Raw genomic sequence first — 14278 nt, 5'->3', positions numbered from 1 at the left:
ATGAACATGAAGACCGTCCGGCGCGGCGCGGCGGCGGATGAATACGTCACCGGCGAGGGGCTGGCGCTGACGGAAAGCAGCGACCGCTTTATGTACACGACCGAAACACGAACGAAGATCAAGAGCGAGAGCTCCGACGGCGGCGGCGGAGGAAGCACCTCGAGCTGCAGCGGGGGCGGCGGCCACGGCCGCAGCGGATCGTTCTGAGGAGGAATTACTGTGAAGCAAACACTGAAGCGCCGCATTTGCGCGGCGATCCTGTGCCACATCCTGCTGTTCGGCCTTGCCGGCTGCGGCAAAGCCAACAAAGCAAAGCCGAATGACGGGGGCGATCCGCCCGTCAAGGCGTCGGTCGACGCTCTGAAGCAGGGGCAGCCCGCCGCGGACAGCGAGGAAACGGTAGACGGAGCGGAGTCGCTCGCGCGGGTGCGCGGCGATCTGGAATACGACGGCCGGCTCACCGGCGCGGCGGCCTATCTCGGCCTCCGCGAGAAGGGCGACCAAACCGAGCTGACGGACTGGCTGCGCGAAAACTGCGCGGATTTGACCTCTGAGCTGCCGTTTCTGCTGGAGATCCCGTCCGAGCGCGTCCTCGGCGCGGGCTACGGCAAGCTCTTCTGCATCGTCCCGCGCGACGAGAACACCAGCCTTGCCGTAAACCATGTGACTTGGCAGATGATGGGCAACGGCCTGCATCCTGTGGCGGATGAAGTGCTCTACCGCGAGGAATACGCCGAGCCCGTGCTGGTGTTCGTCAATCCCGAGGAGCCGGACAGGGAGGTCAACCTTGTGACCAACGACGGCGTAGCGGCGATTTGGTACCCGCAGGAGGACGGCTACGGCAATCTCATCCTGCCGACAGACGAGGCCGGGGCGCCGATGCTGTATGACTTTGCGATCTACGGCTACACGACCGGTCTTGACTATCCCGAGGGCTGGGAGCCGTCCGGCGATGATTGGTGGTGGCCTCCCACGGAGCTTGGACTGGCCGACACCTCGTGGCTCTGCGACAGCTGGGTGCTGGAGCTGCGCGGCGGCGATGCCGGCCCCGAGTATGCGGGAACAGCCGACCTATACTACGCTCCCGCTGGCTACATCAAGCAGGACTACCTCGGCGTGTGGCGCATGGAGGACGACTGCCTGTATCTGAAGCTCTCCGCCGACAGCGGCGACGAGATCGACGCGAGCTTCCCGATCCTCATTTCCCCCTCCGGCGAGGATCTTTATTTCCAGCGCTCGCGCACGGGCGCGGGGATCCCCTTCCTGCCGGACGGCACGGACTCCATCGGACTGCTCCTGTACACAGGGTAAGACGGCGGGCGCGTCGTCCGCGGGACGCTGCACCCGGCGTGCGGGACAAGCTCACGGCGGCGCGGGAGGAGACGAAAAAGGCATCGGAAAAAGGGCACTCGCTCCCTTTTTCCGATGCTTTTTGTATGGCGGCTGCGCTCCACCGCGCGAAAGCGCCTACGGGCGCGGTGGTCCGCTCTGCGTGCTTTTGCAGTGGTCTCCGCGGTGGGCGCTGCGCAGCCCGATCTCTGTCCCCCGACAGATGCGCACAAGATTATCCCTGTGCTTATAAATGATGATCGCCGAAAGGGGCAGGAGGAGCAGCGCGGTGGTCCCGCTGCCGCTCCATGCGCTGTAGAGCGGGACGCTGATGACGGTCGTCATTGTCCCAAGGACGACGTAATCGGTCACAAGCGTGATGAGCGAGACGGCAAGAAGCAGCAGGAGCGCAAAGCGCCAGTTTAAGGCGAGCGTCATGCCGAGATAGGCGGCAAAGCCCTTTCCCCCGTGAAAGCGCATATAGAACGGGAACATGTGCCCGGCGACGCAGGCGGCGCCCGATAGAGCGCCCGCGAGCGGAACGGCGGGAAAAAGCAGGCGGCACAGCAGCACGGCGAGGACCGCCTTGGCAATGTCATGCGCACCTACGAGCAGCCCCGCGCGCCAGCCCATTAGGATCAGCGCGTTGGAGGCGCCGGGGTTTCCGCTGCCGCCGGAGCGCAGATCGACGTTCTGTGCGGCGGCGAGGTAAACCGCCATGTTCGAGCAGCCGAGCAGATAGCCGATCAGCAGGATCAGTAGGTAGTGCATCATCAGATCACCGCTCCTATATGTTTATTTCGCGCACAGCTCCGCGGACAGCGCTTCCATCTGCGCCTCGCTTGCGGGACTGAGCGCGCTGCGCAGCGACACCACGGCGTCGCACACGCGCAGGTCCTTCATTTCCTCGAGCCTCGCGCGCATCAGCCGCGCAGCAGCGGGCGCCCACGAGCCGTTTTCGATCAGGCCCACCGTGCGGCTGCGGAAGCCCTTGGCTTGCAGGTGGGTCAGAAATTCCTCCATGGGAGGGAACAGTCCGCCGTCATAGGTCGAGCAGGCCAGTACGAGCTTACCGCAGTAGAAGGCGTTCGCCACCGCGTAGGAGACTTCGGTCGTCGTCAGGTCGCAGAGCGTGACCCGCGCGCCTTTCGCTTCCAGCTTTTGCTTGAGCAGCTCCGCCGCGCGGGCGGTGTTGCCGTGAATGGAGGCGTGGGCGAGAAGAATATCATCCGGCGACTCGCTTTGCCAGCGTGACCACAGATCGTAGAGCCGCAGGGCCTCGGCGAGCGCGCCGCCTGTCAGCACGGGACCGTGGAGCGGGCAGATCGTTTCGATCTCCAGCGCGGCGGCCTTTTTCAGCAGCGCCTGCACCTGCGCGCCGTACTTGCCGACGATGTTGTAGTAGTAGCGTCGTGCCTGCGGTGCCCACGGCGCGTTGGCGGTGCGCCCCAGCGAGCCGAAGCGCCCGAAGGCGTCGGCGGAGAAGAGTATCTTCTCTGTTTCCTCGTAGGCGACCATCACCTCGGGCCAGTGGACCATCGGGGCGAGCATAAAATGAAGCGTGTGTGTGCCGAGGGGGAGCGTTTCACCCTCGCCGACCTCCAGCAGGCGGTCGTCTGCCGGTGCTTTCGCGCCGAAGAATTGACGAAGCATCGCGAAGGTTTTGGCGTTGCCGACAAGCTGCATTTCAGGATACCGCTCCACAAGGCGCAGGATGCTGCCGGAGTGATCCGGCTCCATGTGGGAGATCACAAGGTAGTCCGGTCTGCGCCCATCCAGTTCGTGTGCGAGCTTGGCGAGCCATTCGTCCGCCGCGCGGGCGTCCACGCTGTCCATGACGGCGATCTTTTCGTCTAAAATAAGGTAAGAGTTGTAGCTCACCCCCATCGGCTGGACGGGGTATTGGTTTTCAAAGAGGCTGAGGGTGAGGTCGTCCGCGCCCACGCAGCGGATGGACTCCGGCAGGGCTTGACTTTCGTTTCGGATTTCGTTGTTCATTGCATTTTCCTTTCCGGAATTTTTTAGCTGAGGTGTTATTTTTTCTCTGCGCACAAGCGCTCCGTTTCTTGGGGAACAGCCTCCGAGGAGGAGCGCTCCTGCGCGAGCCGATCTTGATAGTCGCTCAGGTAGCGGTCGAGGTAGATCTTGTTGACGATGGCTGAGACGGTGTTGCGAAGAAGGTCCTTCGCGGCCGAGCGCGTCTCGCCAAGCCCCTGCGCCGCGGGAGCGACGCCGAAGGCTGCAAAGAGCATATTCTCAAATTCGTCGCAGAAGTAGTCATACGCCGTGCAGAGGGCATAGCTGCCCTCCTGTATGCCAAACATCAGGCGAAGTCCCTCGAGGGGGACGACAGGCTTGACCGCGGCAATGAACATCAGCCGTGCGAGCTGCTCGGCCGTGTAGACCTTTTTTTGGGGCGCGGGGATCAAGCGCTGCTTGACGTAGTTGCTCACCATCGAGGGTGACAGCTCCGGCTCGCCGAGCGGCGCGAGATAGGCGTTGACATAACGCACCACCTGCTCCAGATACAGCCCAATGTCGGGGATCTGCGCGTAGCGCGGCAGGCGGAAGGGGGCGATATCCGCCGCCATTTTGCTTTGTAAATTATTATCCATGACGCCATTATAGCGGCTTTCTGCACAAAGTTCAACGGCTTTGCAAAATAATTCAATCAGTTTTTTAAAAACGGTTGACGCAATAGTGGAAAACTGTTAGACTGTCGTTGCCGGCAGACGGTGCCGGCAACAGCAGTTTTCTTTTTTGGAGGATAACTATGAGTCAGATTCGCCTTGTCGCAGACTCGAGCTGCGACCTTCTTTCATTGGATGGGGCTGATTTTGTCAGCGTTCCGCTCACCCTTCGCACTGAGACGGAGGAATTTCGCGATGACGCCCGGCTCGATGTCGATGCGATGGTCTCGACGCTCCGCGCGACCAAGGGGCGCTCCTACAGCGCTTGCCCGAATGTTGCCGACTGGGAAAAAGCCTTCGGCGAGAGCGGGGATGTTCTCGCCTTTACGATCACGAGCAGACTCTCCGGCAGCTACAGCGCCGCGTGCGTGGCAAAGCAGAGCTGCGAGGAGCGCGACCCCTCCCGCCGCATCCGCATCGTGGATACGCTCTCGGCGGGGCCGGAGACGATGCTGCTGCTGGAAAAGGCTGCCTCCGCGCAGCGCGGCGGCGCATCGTTTGACGAAGTGTACCGCGTTGTGGAGGAGCTGCGGCGGCGCACACACCTGCTCTTTTCCTTGGAGTCGATGCATAATCTCGCGCAAAACGGGCGCGTCAGCAAGCTCGCGGCGACGGCGGCGGGCGTGCTTGGCATCCGCGCCGTCGGACAGGCGAGCGCGGAGGGAACGCTCGAGATGCTCGGCAAGTGCCGCGGCGAGAGGAAAACGCAGGAATTTTTATTGCAGGAGATGGAGCGGCTCGGCTACAAGGGCGGCAGCGTGCGCATCGGGCATTGCGGGAACGCCGCGTTTTCGCTGGAGCTGTATACGGAGCTCCGCCGCCGCTTTCCCAATGCCGATGTGCGGCGGTATCCGCTCAGGGGCCTGTGCAGCTACTATGCCGAGCGCGGCGGCATCATGATGGGCTTCGAGACATGAAAAAAGAAGAGAAGGGGCGCGCAGCGGAGCTGCTGCACCTTACGGTGCGCATTTTGACCCTGCCGCCCATCGTCATCGGCGTGACGCTGGCGATGCTGTATGTGCGGGGCGCAGAGAGGGGCAGCGCAGCACGACGCTGGTCTACGGAGTCTGGTGAGCGGGGCTGCCGCCTTTGCATAGAGGGTGCGCCCGCGCCATTTGAACCAAATTGATTGCTCCCTTTAGGCTGCCGGAGGCTCTTGCCTTCGGCAGCCTAAATTCCTGTTTCCCTGCTTGTGCGGCGCGGTATAGGCGGCGCGGCCAGATGCGGAAAGAGTCTGCTTTACAGACGGCGTCTTTTGTGGTATCCTGTCACTGTGAAACCAAGCGGAAACAAGCTGCCGCGGAGACCTATCATCCTTTCGCGGCGGCGCAATGATAAAGGAGGTAAGTATTTTATGTCCGTACTGAAGGCCGCGCGGCTTTCCAAAAAGCCGCCGCTGAACCGGCAGGAGCTCTGGCAGCTCGATGCCTACTGGCGCGCCGCGAACTACCTGACCGCCTGCCAGCTCTACCTGCTCGATAACCCCCTGCTCGAGCGCCCGCTCAAAAAGAGCGACCTCAAGCAGACCATCGTCGGCCACTGGGGCACCTGCCCGGGCCAGAACTTCATCTACACGCACTTGAACCGCGTCATCAAGCGCGACGACCTCGATATGATCTACCTCTCCGGTCCCGGCCACGGCGGCAACGCCATGGTCGCGCAGGACTGGCTCGACGGCAGCTACACCGAGGTCTACCCCAACATCACCCGCGATAAGGAGGGCATGCAGAAGCTCTTCAAGCGCTTTTCTTTCCCCGGCGGCATCCCGAGCCATGTCGCGCCCGAGACCCCCGGCTCCATTCACGAGGGCGGCGAGCTGGGCTACTCCCTCGCCCACGCCTTTGGCGCGGTGGCGGACAATCCCAATCTGATCGCCGCCTGCGTGGTCGGCGACGGCGAGGCGGAGACAGGACCGCTTGCGACCTCGTGGCACGGAAACAAGTTCATGAACCCCATCACCGACGGCGCGGTGTTGCCGATTTTGCACCTCAACGGCTTCAAGATCGCCAACCCCACCATCTTCTCCCGCATGAGCCACGGGGAGGTCGAGAGCTTCTTCCGCGGCTGCGGCTGGGAGCCGCGCTTCGTCGAGGGCGATGAGCCCATGGCAATGCACCAGCAGATGGCTGCGGCGCTCGACTGGGCGATCCGCGAGATCAGGCGCATCCAGCGCACCGCGCGCAAGAGCGGCGAGGCGAAGCGCCCGCGCTGGCCGATGCTCGTGTTGCGTACCCCTAAGGGCTGGACGGGGCCGAAGGAGGTCGACGGCCTGCCCGTCGAGGGCTGCTGGCGCGCCCATCAGGTGCCCATCTCCATGGGCGCGGACGCGGACCGTCACCTTGCCGAGCTGGAGGAGTGGCTGCGCAGCTACAGGCCCGAGGAGCTTTTCAACGCGGACGGCACGCCCGTCGAGGAGGTCGCGTCCTTCCCGCCGACGGGCAAGCGACGCATGGGCGCAAATCCTCATGCGAACGGCGGTCTGCTCCTGCGCGACCTGCGCACGCCCGATTTTCGCGACTATGCCGTGGAGGTCAAGGCCCCCGGCGCGGTCGAGGCGCAGGATATGTATGTCCTCGGCACCTATGTGCGCGACGTGATGAAGCTCAACATGGACGCGCGCAACTTCCGCATTTTCGCGCCGGACGAAACCGCGTCAAACCGCTTACAGGCGGTCTTTGAGGTCACGGGCCGCCGCTTCCTCGACGAGCAGCTTCCCGGCATCGACGACCATCTTGACCCCGACGGCCGCGTGATGGACTCCATGCTCTCCGAGCACTTCTGCGAGGGCTTTTTGGAGGGCTACCTGCTCACGGGACGCCACGGCTTTTTTGACAGCTATGAGGCGTTCATCCGCATCGTGGACTCCATGTTCGCCCAGCACGCCAAGTGGCTCAAGATGTGCAGCGAGCTGCCGTGGCGGCAGGACATCGCCTCGCTCAACTACATCCTCGCCTCAAATGTCTGGCAGCAGGACCACAACGGCTTTACGCATCAGGACCCCGGCTTCCTCGACCATGCGGCCAACAAGAAGGCCGATGTCGTGCGCATGTATCTGCCGCCGGACGCCAACTGCCTGCTCTCCTGCTTTGACCACTGCATCAAGAGCCGCAACTATGTGAACATCATTGTGGCGAGCAAGCACCCGCGCCCCCAGTGGCTGACGATGGAGCAGGCGGTCAAGCACTGCACGCAGGGCATCGGCATCTGGAGCTGGGCCTCGAACGACCAGGGGCAGGAGCCGGATGTCGTCATGGCCTGCTGCGGCGACACACCCACGCTCGAAACGCTCGCCGCCGTGAGCATCCTGCGCCGTGAGCTGCCGGAGCTGAAGCTCCGCGTGGTGAACGTGGTGGACCTGATGAAGCTCCAGCCGCACACCGAGCATCCCCACGGCCTGACCGACGAGGAGTACGACGGCCTGTTCACCAAGGATAAGCCCATCATCTTCGCCTACCACGGCTACCCCACACTCGTCCACGAGCTGACCTACCGCCGCCACAACCGCAACCTCCATGTGCGCGGCTACAAGGAGGAGGGCACCATCACCACGCCCTTCGATATGCGCGTTTTGAACGACATCGACCGCTTTGACCTCGTCATCGACACGGTCCGCCGCCTGCCGCAGCTCGGCAACCGCGGCGCCTACCTCGTGCAGAAGATGCAGGATAAGCTCGTCGAGCACCGCCAGTACATCCGCGACAACGGCATCGACCTGCCCGAGGTGCGCAACTGGAGGTGGGAGGATAGCGAAGCGCCGGCGGCCGAATAAGCATACGGTCGGTCGGAAAGCGGCGCTGCCGGCACACAACAAAAGGAGTAGTGAAGATCTCCACTACTCCTTTTCTCTTTTTTATTTCCGTACTCTGCGGTCGTGCTCGGCGTAGTAGGCGCGCTCGCTCTCAAGCATCTTCTCGTCCGCCTCGCGGACAAGTTCTCTCAGTCCGACCACCGACTCATGCGCGGCAATGCCGTAAGAGATGCTGTAGCCCTGCGCGGTGATGCTCACGGAGGCCGAGCGCATACGGTCCTCGCAGGTCTGCCCCTCCGCCGGGGCGGGGAATACGACAAATTCGTCTCCGCCGATGCGGTAAAGGGAGCCCTTCGGAAACTGCTCCATCAGGCTCTCCGCGACGAAGCGCAGCATCAGGTCTCCCGCCTCGTGCCCGCGCTCGTTGTTGAGCTCATGCAGACCGTTTGCGTCGATGTAAACGCAGATAGCGGGCGAGATCGTGCGCTGCTCGCTCTTATGCAAAAGCTCTCCGTATCCCATCGTCAGTCTCACCGAGGGAACATCGTCCCCCGATTTCTATTCCGACCTCTTTCTGCGGCACGACCTGCCGCTCAGTCCTGACGTGGAGGTAGAGACCATCGATCAAGTCCTTCCTGCTGTGCGCTGCAACCTCGGCATTGGGTTTGTCCCGCGCGAAATGCTCGTGGCGGTGCCGGAACTCACCGGCGTCTATCCGCTCACGCTGGACGAGCCGATCGCACCGCGCAGCATCTATCTGTTCCAGCGAAAAAATCAGCCGTTGAGCATCGCTGCCAAGCACCTGCGGCAAATGCTGCTGGGCAATCGTTCCCGCGAGGTAAAAAAACTCCCGACGCAGTAAGCGTCGGGAGTTTTTTGTAAGTCGTTTTCTTTGATCACAGGCTATAACGCGTTGTCCGCGTCGCCGATAGGCGGGAACATACGGCTCATTTTGCTTCCTCCTCGCGGATAAACATGATGAGAAAGCTGACCGCCAGCAGTGCGCAGGACACCCAGATGCCGCGCTCGGCAAAGGCCCTCGTCAGCAGCGCGCCGAGACCCGCGCCCACGGCAAAAAGTCCGATCACGCCGAAGTAGGTCAGCGCTTTGTGCAGCACCTCGCGGTCGCGCGTGTGGAAGTAAACGCACAGCGCCTCCGTGCCGCTGCGCATATTGCCGATGCACATCGTGCTCGCGTAGGCGTGGCCTCGCACCTTGCGGAAGGTCTGCACCTGCATGGCGCAGACGAACGAAACGAGCGCGTTGGCAGCCGTGTTGCCCTCCTGCGGCAGAAAGCCGACAAGGAACAGCAGCACGATCTCCGCCAAAAGAATGAGCTGCCGCCAGTGTACCCTCTCCATGTGCTTGAAATGCCGATGAATACACTCAGCCACGAAAATACCCAGCATGAACGAGAGCACCGGCACAAGATAGCGCCGGCTGTGCGTCCAGTCACCATCGAAAAGATAGGCGCTGAAGAGCACGATGTTGCCTGTCTGCGCGTTGGCAAACACCTTGCCGCGGCAGAGATAGGTATAGGCGTCCTGCAGGCCGCCGGAGAGAATGATGAACGCCGCCGTCAGCATGGATTCCGACATCTGCCCGCGCGGCCTGCCCAACGGTATTTTGCTCAAACCCAGACCTCCTCGGCGATCTCCTTGACCAGCGTGAGCTTGGCCCACTGCTGCGCTTCCGTCAGCTTGTTGCCGATCTCGCAGCTGGCGAAGCCGCACTGCGGACTCAGGCACAGGCGGTCGAGCGGCAGGTACTTTGCCGCCTCGTGGATGCGCGCGATGACCGCGTCCTTGCTTTCCAGCTCGGGGCGTTTGGTCGTCACAAGACCGAGCACGACCTTCTTCTCTCCACTCACAGAGGCCAACGGCTCGAAGCCGCCGCTGCGCGCGTCGTCAAACTCGAGGTAATAGGCATTGACATTCTCACGCGCAAGCAGCGTTTTCGCCACGCTGTCATATGCGCCGGAGCTGGCATAGGTCGAGTGGAAGTTGCCGCGGCAGACGTGCGTATTGATAACAAGGTCGTCCGGCTTACCGCTGATCGCCATGTTGTTGACGGTCAGCATCTGCTCCTTGATTTCCTCGAGGCCCTTGGCATCGGTGTCGAAGATCATGCAGGCGCGCGGATCGACCAGCATCCCCCAGCTGCAATCGTCAAGTTGGAGATTGCGGCAGCCTGCGGCGTACACGTCTGCAATGACCTTGCGGTAGCCCGCGGCGAGGTCATCCATCAGCTCCTGCACGGAGGGGTAGAACCTCTTTGTATTCTCCATCGCAAAGGGCATGACCATCTGCTCCAGAAACTGCGCGGGCGCGGGGATGGTCAGCTTGGCGACGGTGTTCTCATCTTCGAGCGCCTTGACAAATCGGAAGTGTTCGACAAAGGGATGCTCGTCCACGCTCACCTTTCCCGTAAGATAGGTGTCGTCAAGCATCGCGGCCTCGCCCTGGAACGGAAGGCCAGTCTTGGTCGGTGTGTGGCCGACGCCGTGGAAGCCCCACATGAAATCGAGGTGCCAAGTTGCGCGGCGGAACTCACCATCGGTGATGACGTGGTAACCCGCCGCTTTCTGCTTGGCGACGAGATCGCGGATGGCGTCGTCCTCCACGGCTTTGAGCGCTGCGGCGTCGATCCTGCCGCTCTGAAAGTCGGCGCGCGCCTGCTTGAGTGCCGCGGGGCGCAGGAAGCTGCCGACGTAGTCGTAACGGAACGGAGTGTTGGTCTTATTCATGCGCTTGCTCCTTTGCAGTTGAAATTTGTCCTGATTATACGGCGGCGGATTGGGCAAGTCAAGTGGGTGCTGACCGATAATACGCACGGAGTACATACATAATATCCATAGTGTGACCAAGGTATAAAGGGTAAAAATAAGGGTAGAGGCGGATAAGAAAAGAAAAAATCCTTGAAAGCTCAATGCTTTCAAGGATCGATCATGGTGCGCGAGGCGGGACTTGAACCCGCACGTCCGTGAAGGACACTAGAACCTGAATCTAGCGAGTCTGCCAATTCCACCACTCGCGCGTAAGCAGTCTCAGAAGAAAAGATGGTGCGGATGGCGGGACTTGAACCCGCACGTCCATACGAACACTAGCACCTCAAGCTAGCCTGTCTGCCAATTCCAGCACACCCGCATTTTCATCAGTCTTTCAAACGACCGCTCCGCTATTATAAGCCTGTTGTACGCCAAATGTCAACCTTTTTTTGCGGGAAAAGAAAAAGTTTTTGCACCGCTTTTTCCTGCCGCCAAAAGATGGGCTTATACCTGCGCGAGCGTCTCGCCGACCGCGCCCGTGATGACCAGATCTGCACGGGTCTTATCGCCCAGCGGCGTCTTGTTGATGACGACGAGCTTGTGGCCGCGGTAGTAGTTTACCAGTCCTGCCGCGGGGTAGACTGCGAGCGAGGTGCCGGCGATGATGAGCACGTCGGCCTCGGCGATATAGCGCACGGCCTTGTAGAGCGTATCCTCGTTGAGCCCCTCCTCATAGAGCACGACGTCGGGCTTGACGCGCCCGCCGCAGGAGCACGTCGGCACGCCGGCGGAGTGCGCGATCGCCTCCACGCCGTAGAATTTGCCGCACCTCTCGCAGTAATTGCGCAGGGTGCTGCCGTGGAGCTCAAGGACCTCCTTGCTGCCGGCGGCCTGATGGAGTCCGTCGATGTTCTGCGTGATGACGGCCTTCAGCTTGCCCGCGCGCTCCCACTCGGCGAGCTTACGATGCGCGGCGTTGGGCTTCGCGTCGGGGCAGAGGAGCTTTGCGCGGTAGAAGGCGAAGAATTTCTCGGGATAGCGCTCGTAGTAGGTGTGGCTCAGGATCGTTTCGGGCGGGTCGCTCCACTGCTGGTGGTAGAGTCCGTCCACGCTGCGGAAGTCGGGGATGCCGCTCTCGGTCGAGACGCCTGCTCCACCGAAGAAGACGATGTTGTCGCTGCCGTCGATGATCTCCTTGAGCTTTCGGATCTCCTCTGTCATAGCGTCTGCTCCTTTACTTGGTGTAGTCTCTGTCGATCTGCACGACGGCAAAATAGCTGCTGTCGAGCCGCTTCACGGCAGCCCGGATCTCCTGCTCGACCTCATGGTCGCTCAGGCGAAATTTGAACGGCACCACCGCGTCGAAAATGACGTTGGTGTGCGTGGGGCCGGTGACCATGCGGAAATCGTGGATGGTGATGTGCTCGTCGATGCCGCGCACGAGCTGCGCCACGCGCTCGCGCGTTTCGGCGGTGAGCTTATCGTCGGTCACGATGGGGTCCATGTGGATGGTGGCGGCGCAGCCGAGCTCGCGGCGCAGCCGCTGCTCGATGTTGTCGATCTCGTCGTGCAGCGCCATGATGTCGCCGTGCGCGGGGACCTCGGCGTGGAGCGAGATCATCACGCGGCCGGGGCCGTAGTCGTGCACGATGAGGTCGTGGATGCCCTGCACGACGGGAGAGGAGAGAACGATCTCCTCGATCCTCTGGACAAATTCCGGCGCGGGCGGCTGACCGAGCAGGGGAGAGATGGTGTCCCGCGCGGCCTGAATGCCTGCCCAGAGCACGAGCGCTGCGACGACGATACCGCACCAGCCGTCGATCTGAAGCGAGGTGAAGTGCCCGATGAGCGTCGCGGCGAGGACGGCGGCGGTCGCCGCGCAGTCGGAGAGACTGTCCATCGCGGTCGCCTCCATCGCGGCGGAGCCGATCTTCTTGCCGACCGCGCGGTTATAGAGATACATATAGAGCTTGACGAGGATGGAGGCGAGCAGGATGCCGCCGGTGAGGAGCGTGAACTCCACCGCCTCGGGGTGCAGGATCTTCTCCACCGCGCTCTTGGCAAGCTCGATGCCCATGAGGAGAATGACCATGGAGACGATCAGACCCGAGATGTACTCCAGCCGCCCGTGACCGAAGGGATGCTCGGGGTCGGGCTTCTGTCCTGCGAGCTTGAAGCCGAGCAGCGTCACAATGCTCGCGCCCGCATCGGAGAGGTTGTTGAAGGCGTCCGCCGTGATGGCGATGGAGCCGGAGAGCGTGCCGGCAAGCAGCTTGAGCGCGAAGAGCAGCACATTGAAGCCGATGCCCACGATGCCGCAGAGCATCCCGTAGGCCTGCCGCACGGCAGGCGAGGTGACGTCCTCGCGGTTTTTGATGAATTTTTTGGCCAACAGAGAGATCATACCGGTGTCTCGCTTCCTTTGGATTTTGCGGGGAAGAAAAAGCGCTTGGTGAAGAGGTAGCAGAGCGGAATGAGATAGAGCAGGCAGGCGTAGGGCAGGGCCTCGACGCCGACGCCGAGCATACTCAGCGGCACGGCGCAGGCGATGCACCACGGGATAAGACCCGCGATGGTGACGCCGGAGTTGGCGATGTCCATCGCCAGCTCCTCGTGCTCCGCGCCGTCCTTGGCGTAGACCGCGCCGATGAGCTGATGCTCCATCATCACAACGATGGTCTGGTTGCACAGCACCATCGCGGCGAGGAGGCTCAGCAGGATCATCGTCGGGAAGCGCCCGATGTGCTCGGCGGACCGATTCAGAACGCTCTGCGCCTGCGTGAGTGCGCCCGTGCCCTCTAAAATGCCGGTGTAGAGCGCGGCGAGCGGGATCATCAGAAACGGCGTGAGCATACTCACCAGCCCGCCGCCGGAGACGACGGAGGCCAGCAGCCCCTCGGTCGGGTGATAGCCGACGACCATGATCCGGAGCGCGTCAGCCACGCTGCCGCCCTGCACCGTGACGGTGATGACGAAGGCCGCGGCGGCGGAGATCGCCATGGCGCGGCGGATGGGCACGCGGAGGAGCGGCAGGATGAGCATGATGAGCGCGGGCACGAGCGCCCACGGGGAGATGACAAAGCTCTCGGCGAGAGCGCCCAGCATGGTCTCATCGACCGTGACGATGGGGTTGCGGAAGGAGAGCACGGTGTAGGCGATCAGGCAGAGCGCATAGGGCAGCGCGGCGGTCTGGAACATCCGCCTGACGTTGCCGTAGAGATCGGTCTCCGTCAGCGCGGCGACGAGGCTCGCACAGGACGAGGTCGGCGCGCCGCGGTCGCCGAAGTAGATGCCGGAGAGGATGACGCCGGCGGTGACGGCCTCGCTCACGCCGCCGGAGCGCGCGAGCGCCATTAGCACCACGCCCGCCGTGCTCGCCACGCCGAACGACGTGCCGAGCGCGTAGCTGAGCAGCACCGTCAGCAGGAAGGCGACGAGGATAAAGAGCGAGGGCGTGATGACGCGGATGCCGTGGTAGATGAAAAAGGCGATGGTGCCGCACGAGCGCCAGAGCCCCGTGAGCAGACCGATGAAAAACAGGATGCGCAGCACGATCATGCTCTTGGGCATCTTGCTCCACGCCATTTTGACAAGCGCCTTTGCGCCGTAGCCGCGCCTGAGGCCGAGGGCGAAGAACAGCACGAGCGCGAACAGCAGCGCCCACGCGAGGGAGAAGCCCTTGACGAGGCAAAAGAGCATCGCCGCGAGAAAGAGCGCAAAGCAGACGACGATATCCATGCTCCC

At 62.4% G+C, this 14278-nt stretch carries 14 protein-coding genes, 2 tRNA genes and 1 pseudogene; 6 read left to right on the top strand and 11 right to left on the bottom strand.

The annotated features are described in order from the left end of the window. Window positions 1–207: pseudogene (locus KQI17_RS11345) on the top strand (hypothetical protein); the annotation flags it as partial. A 12-nt stretch (window positions 208–219) separates the two neighbouring features. Beyond that, window positions 220–1311 (top strand): hypothetical protein, encoded by a 1092-nt coding sequence (locus KQI17_RS11340; RefSeq protein ID WP_216496334.1) that lies wholly within the window; start codon window positions 220–222, stop codon window positions 1309–1311. 156 nt (window positions 1312–1467) lie between these two features. Here the strand turns inward: KQI17_RS11340 and KQI17_RS11335 are convergent, their stop codons facing one another. Genes KQI17_RS11335 through KQI17_RS11325 form a run of 3 tightly spaced genes read right to left on the bottom strand, consistent with a single transcriptional unit; the run spans window position 1468 to window position 3944 of the window. Next, entirely contained in the window at window positions 1468–2103 is a 636-nt protein-coding gene (locus KQI17_RS11335) for a glycerol-3-phosphate acyltransferase (RefSeq protein WP_216496333.1), read from the bottom strand. A gap of 21 nt (window positions 2104–2124) precedes the next feature. Continuing rightward, entirely contained in the window at window positions 2125–3327 is a 1203-nt protein-coding gene (locus tag KQI17_RS11330) for an FprA family A-type flavoprotein (protein WP_216496332.1), read from the bottom strand. Between the two features lie 35 nt (window positions 3328–3362). Then, window positions 3363–3944 carry a DUF1836 domain-containing protein gene (locus tag KQI17_RS11325; RefSeq protein WP_216496331.1) on the bottom strand — a complete coding sequence of 194 codons (582 nt, stop codon included), beginning with the start codon at window positions 3942–3944 and terminating at the stop codon, window positions 3363–3365. 158 nt (window positions 3945–4102) lie between these two features. On the opposite strand from KQI17_RS11325, the gene KQI17_RS11320 reads away from it, so the two are divergent. The 3 genes from KQI17_RS11320 (at window position 4103) to KQI17_RS11310 (ending at window position 7788) form a co-directional block, all read left to right on the top strand. Beyond that, window positions 4103–4936, top strand: coding sequence for a DegV family protein (locus KQI17_RS11320; RefSeq protein WP_216496330.1), 834 nt, complete (start codon window positions 4103–4105; stop codon window positions 4934–4936). Beyond that, window positions 4933–5148: a hypothetical protein gene (locus KQI17_RS11315; RefSeq protein WP_216496329.1), complete on the top strand. Its 216-nt coding sequence runs from the start codon at window positions 4933–4935 to the stop codon at window positions 5146–5148. Before KQI17_RS11320 ends, KQI17_RS11315 begins: the two co-directional genes overlap by 4 nt. 225 nt (window positions 5149–5373) lie before the next feature. Further along, entirely contained in the window at window positions 5374–7788 is a 2415-nt protein-coding gene (locus KQI17_RS11310; RefSeq protein ID WP_216496328.1) for a phosphoketolase, read from the top strand. A gap of 81 nt (window positions 7789–7869) precedes the next feature. Here the strand turns inward: KQI17_RS11310 and KQI17_RS11305 are convergent, their stop codons facing one another. Further along, window positions 7870–8271, bottom strand: a complete 402-nt coding sequence (locus KQI17_RS11305; RefSeq protein ID WP_253285804.1) for a diguanylate cyclase domain-containing protein — start codon at window positions 8269–8271, stop codon at window positions 7870–7872. Here KQI17_RS11305 and KQI17_RS11300 point away from each other — a divergent pair. Further along, window positions 8249–8629: a LysR family transcriptional regulator substrate-binding protein gene (locus tag KQI17_RS11300; RefSeq protein WP_216496326.1), complete on the top strand. Its 381-nt coding sequence runs from the start codon at window positions 8249–8251 to the stop codon at window positions 8627–8629. The genes KQI17_RS11305 and KQI17_RS11300 overlap by 23 nt on opposite strands. A gap of 85 nt (window positions 8630–8714) precedes the next feature. Here KQI17_RS11300 and KQI17_RS11295 read toward each other — a convergent pair whose 3' ends face one another. The 7 genes from KQI17_RS11295 to KQI17_RS11265 all read right to left on the bottom strand — a co-directional run bounded on the left by KQI17_RS11295 (window position 8715) and on the right by KQI17_RS11265 (window position 14272). Next, window positions 8715–9365 carry a YoaK family protein gene (locus KQI17_RS11295; RefSeq protein ID WP_216496336.1) on the bottom strand — a complete coding sequence of 217 codons (651 nt, stop codon included), beginning with the start codon at window positions 9363–9365 and terminating at the stop codon, window positions 8715–8717. A 32-nt stretch (window positions 9366–9397) separates the two neighbouring features. Continuing rightward, on the bottom strand, window positions 9398–10513 hold the full coding sequence (locus tag KQI17_RS11290; protein WP_216496325.1) for a 5-methyltetrahydropteroyltriglutamate--homocysteine S-methyltransferase: 1116 nt from the start codon (window positions 10511–10513) through the stop codon (window positions 9398–9400). Window positions 10514–10715: 202 nt separating this feature from the next. Then, window positions 10716–10803, bottom strand: a tRNA-Leu gene (locus KQI17_RS11285). Between the two features lie 23 nt (window positions 10804–10826). Continuing rightward, a tRNA-Leu gene (locus KQI17_RS11280) sits at window positions 10827–10913 on the bottom strand. A 125-nt stretch (window positions 10914–11038) separates the two neighbouring features. Further along, complete coding sequence (locus KQI17_RS11275; protein WP_216496324.1) at window positions 11039–11755, bottom strand: NAD-dependent protein deacylase; 717 nt, start codon at window positions 11753–11755, stop codon at window positions 11039–11041. A 13-nt stretch (window positions 11756–11768) separates the two neighbouring features. Continuing rightward, window positions 11769–12938 (bottom strand): cation diffusion facilitator family transporter, encoded by a 1170-nt coding sequence (locus KQI17_RS11270; RefSeq protein ID WP_216496323.1) that lies wholly within the window; start codon window positions 12936–12938, stop codon window positions 11769–11771. Continuing rightward, window positions 12935–14272: a Na+/H+ antiporter NhaC family protein gene (locus tag KQI17_RS11265; RefSeq protein WP_216496322.1), complete on the bottom strand. Its 1338-nt coding sequence runs from the start codon at window positions 14270–14272 to the stop codon at window positions 12935–12937. The genes KQI17_RS11270 and KQI17_RS11265 overlap by 4 nt, the downstream gene beginning before the upstream one ends. Between the last annotated feature and the right edge of the window lie 6 nt (window positions 14273–14278).

This window comes from Oscillibacter sp. MSJ-31 (assembly GCF_018918025.1).
Classification (GTDB): Bacteria; Bacillota; Clostridia; order Oscillospirales; family Oscillospiraceae; genus Hominicoprocola.
The sequence above is the reverse complement of the archived record's forward strand: the minus strand, read 5'-3'. Positions and strand labels throughout refer to the sequence as shown.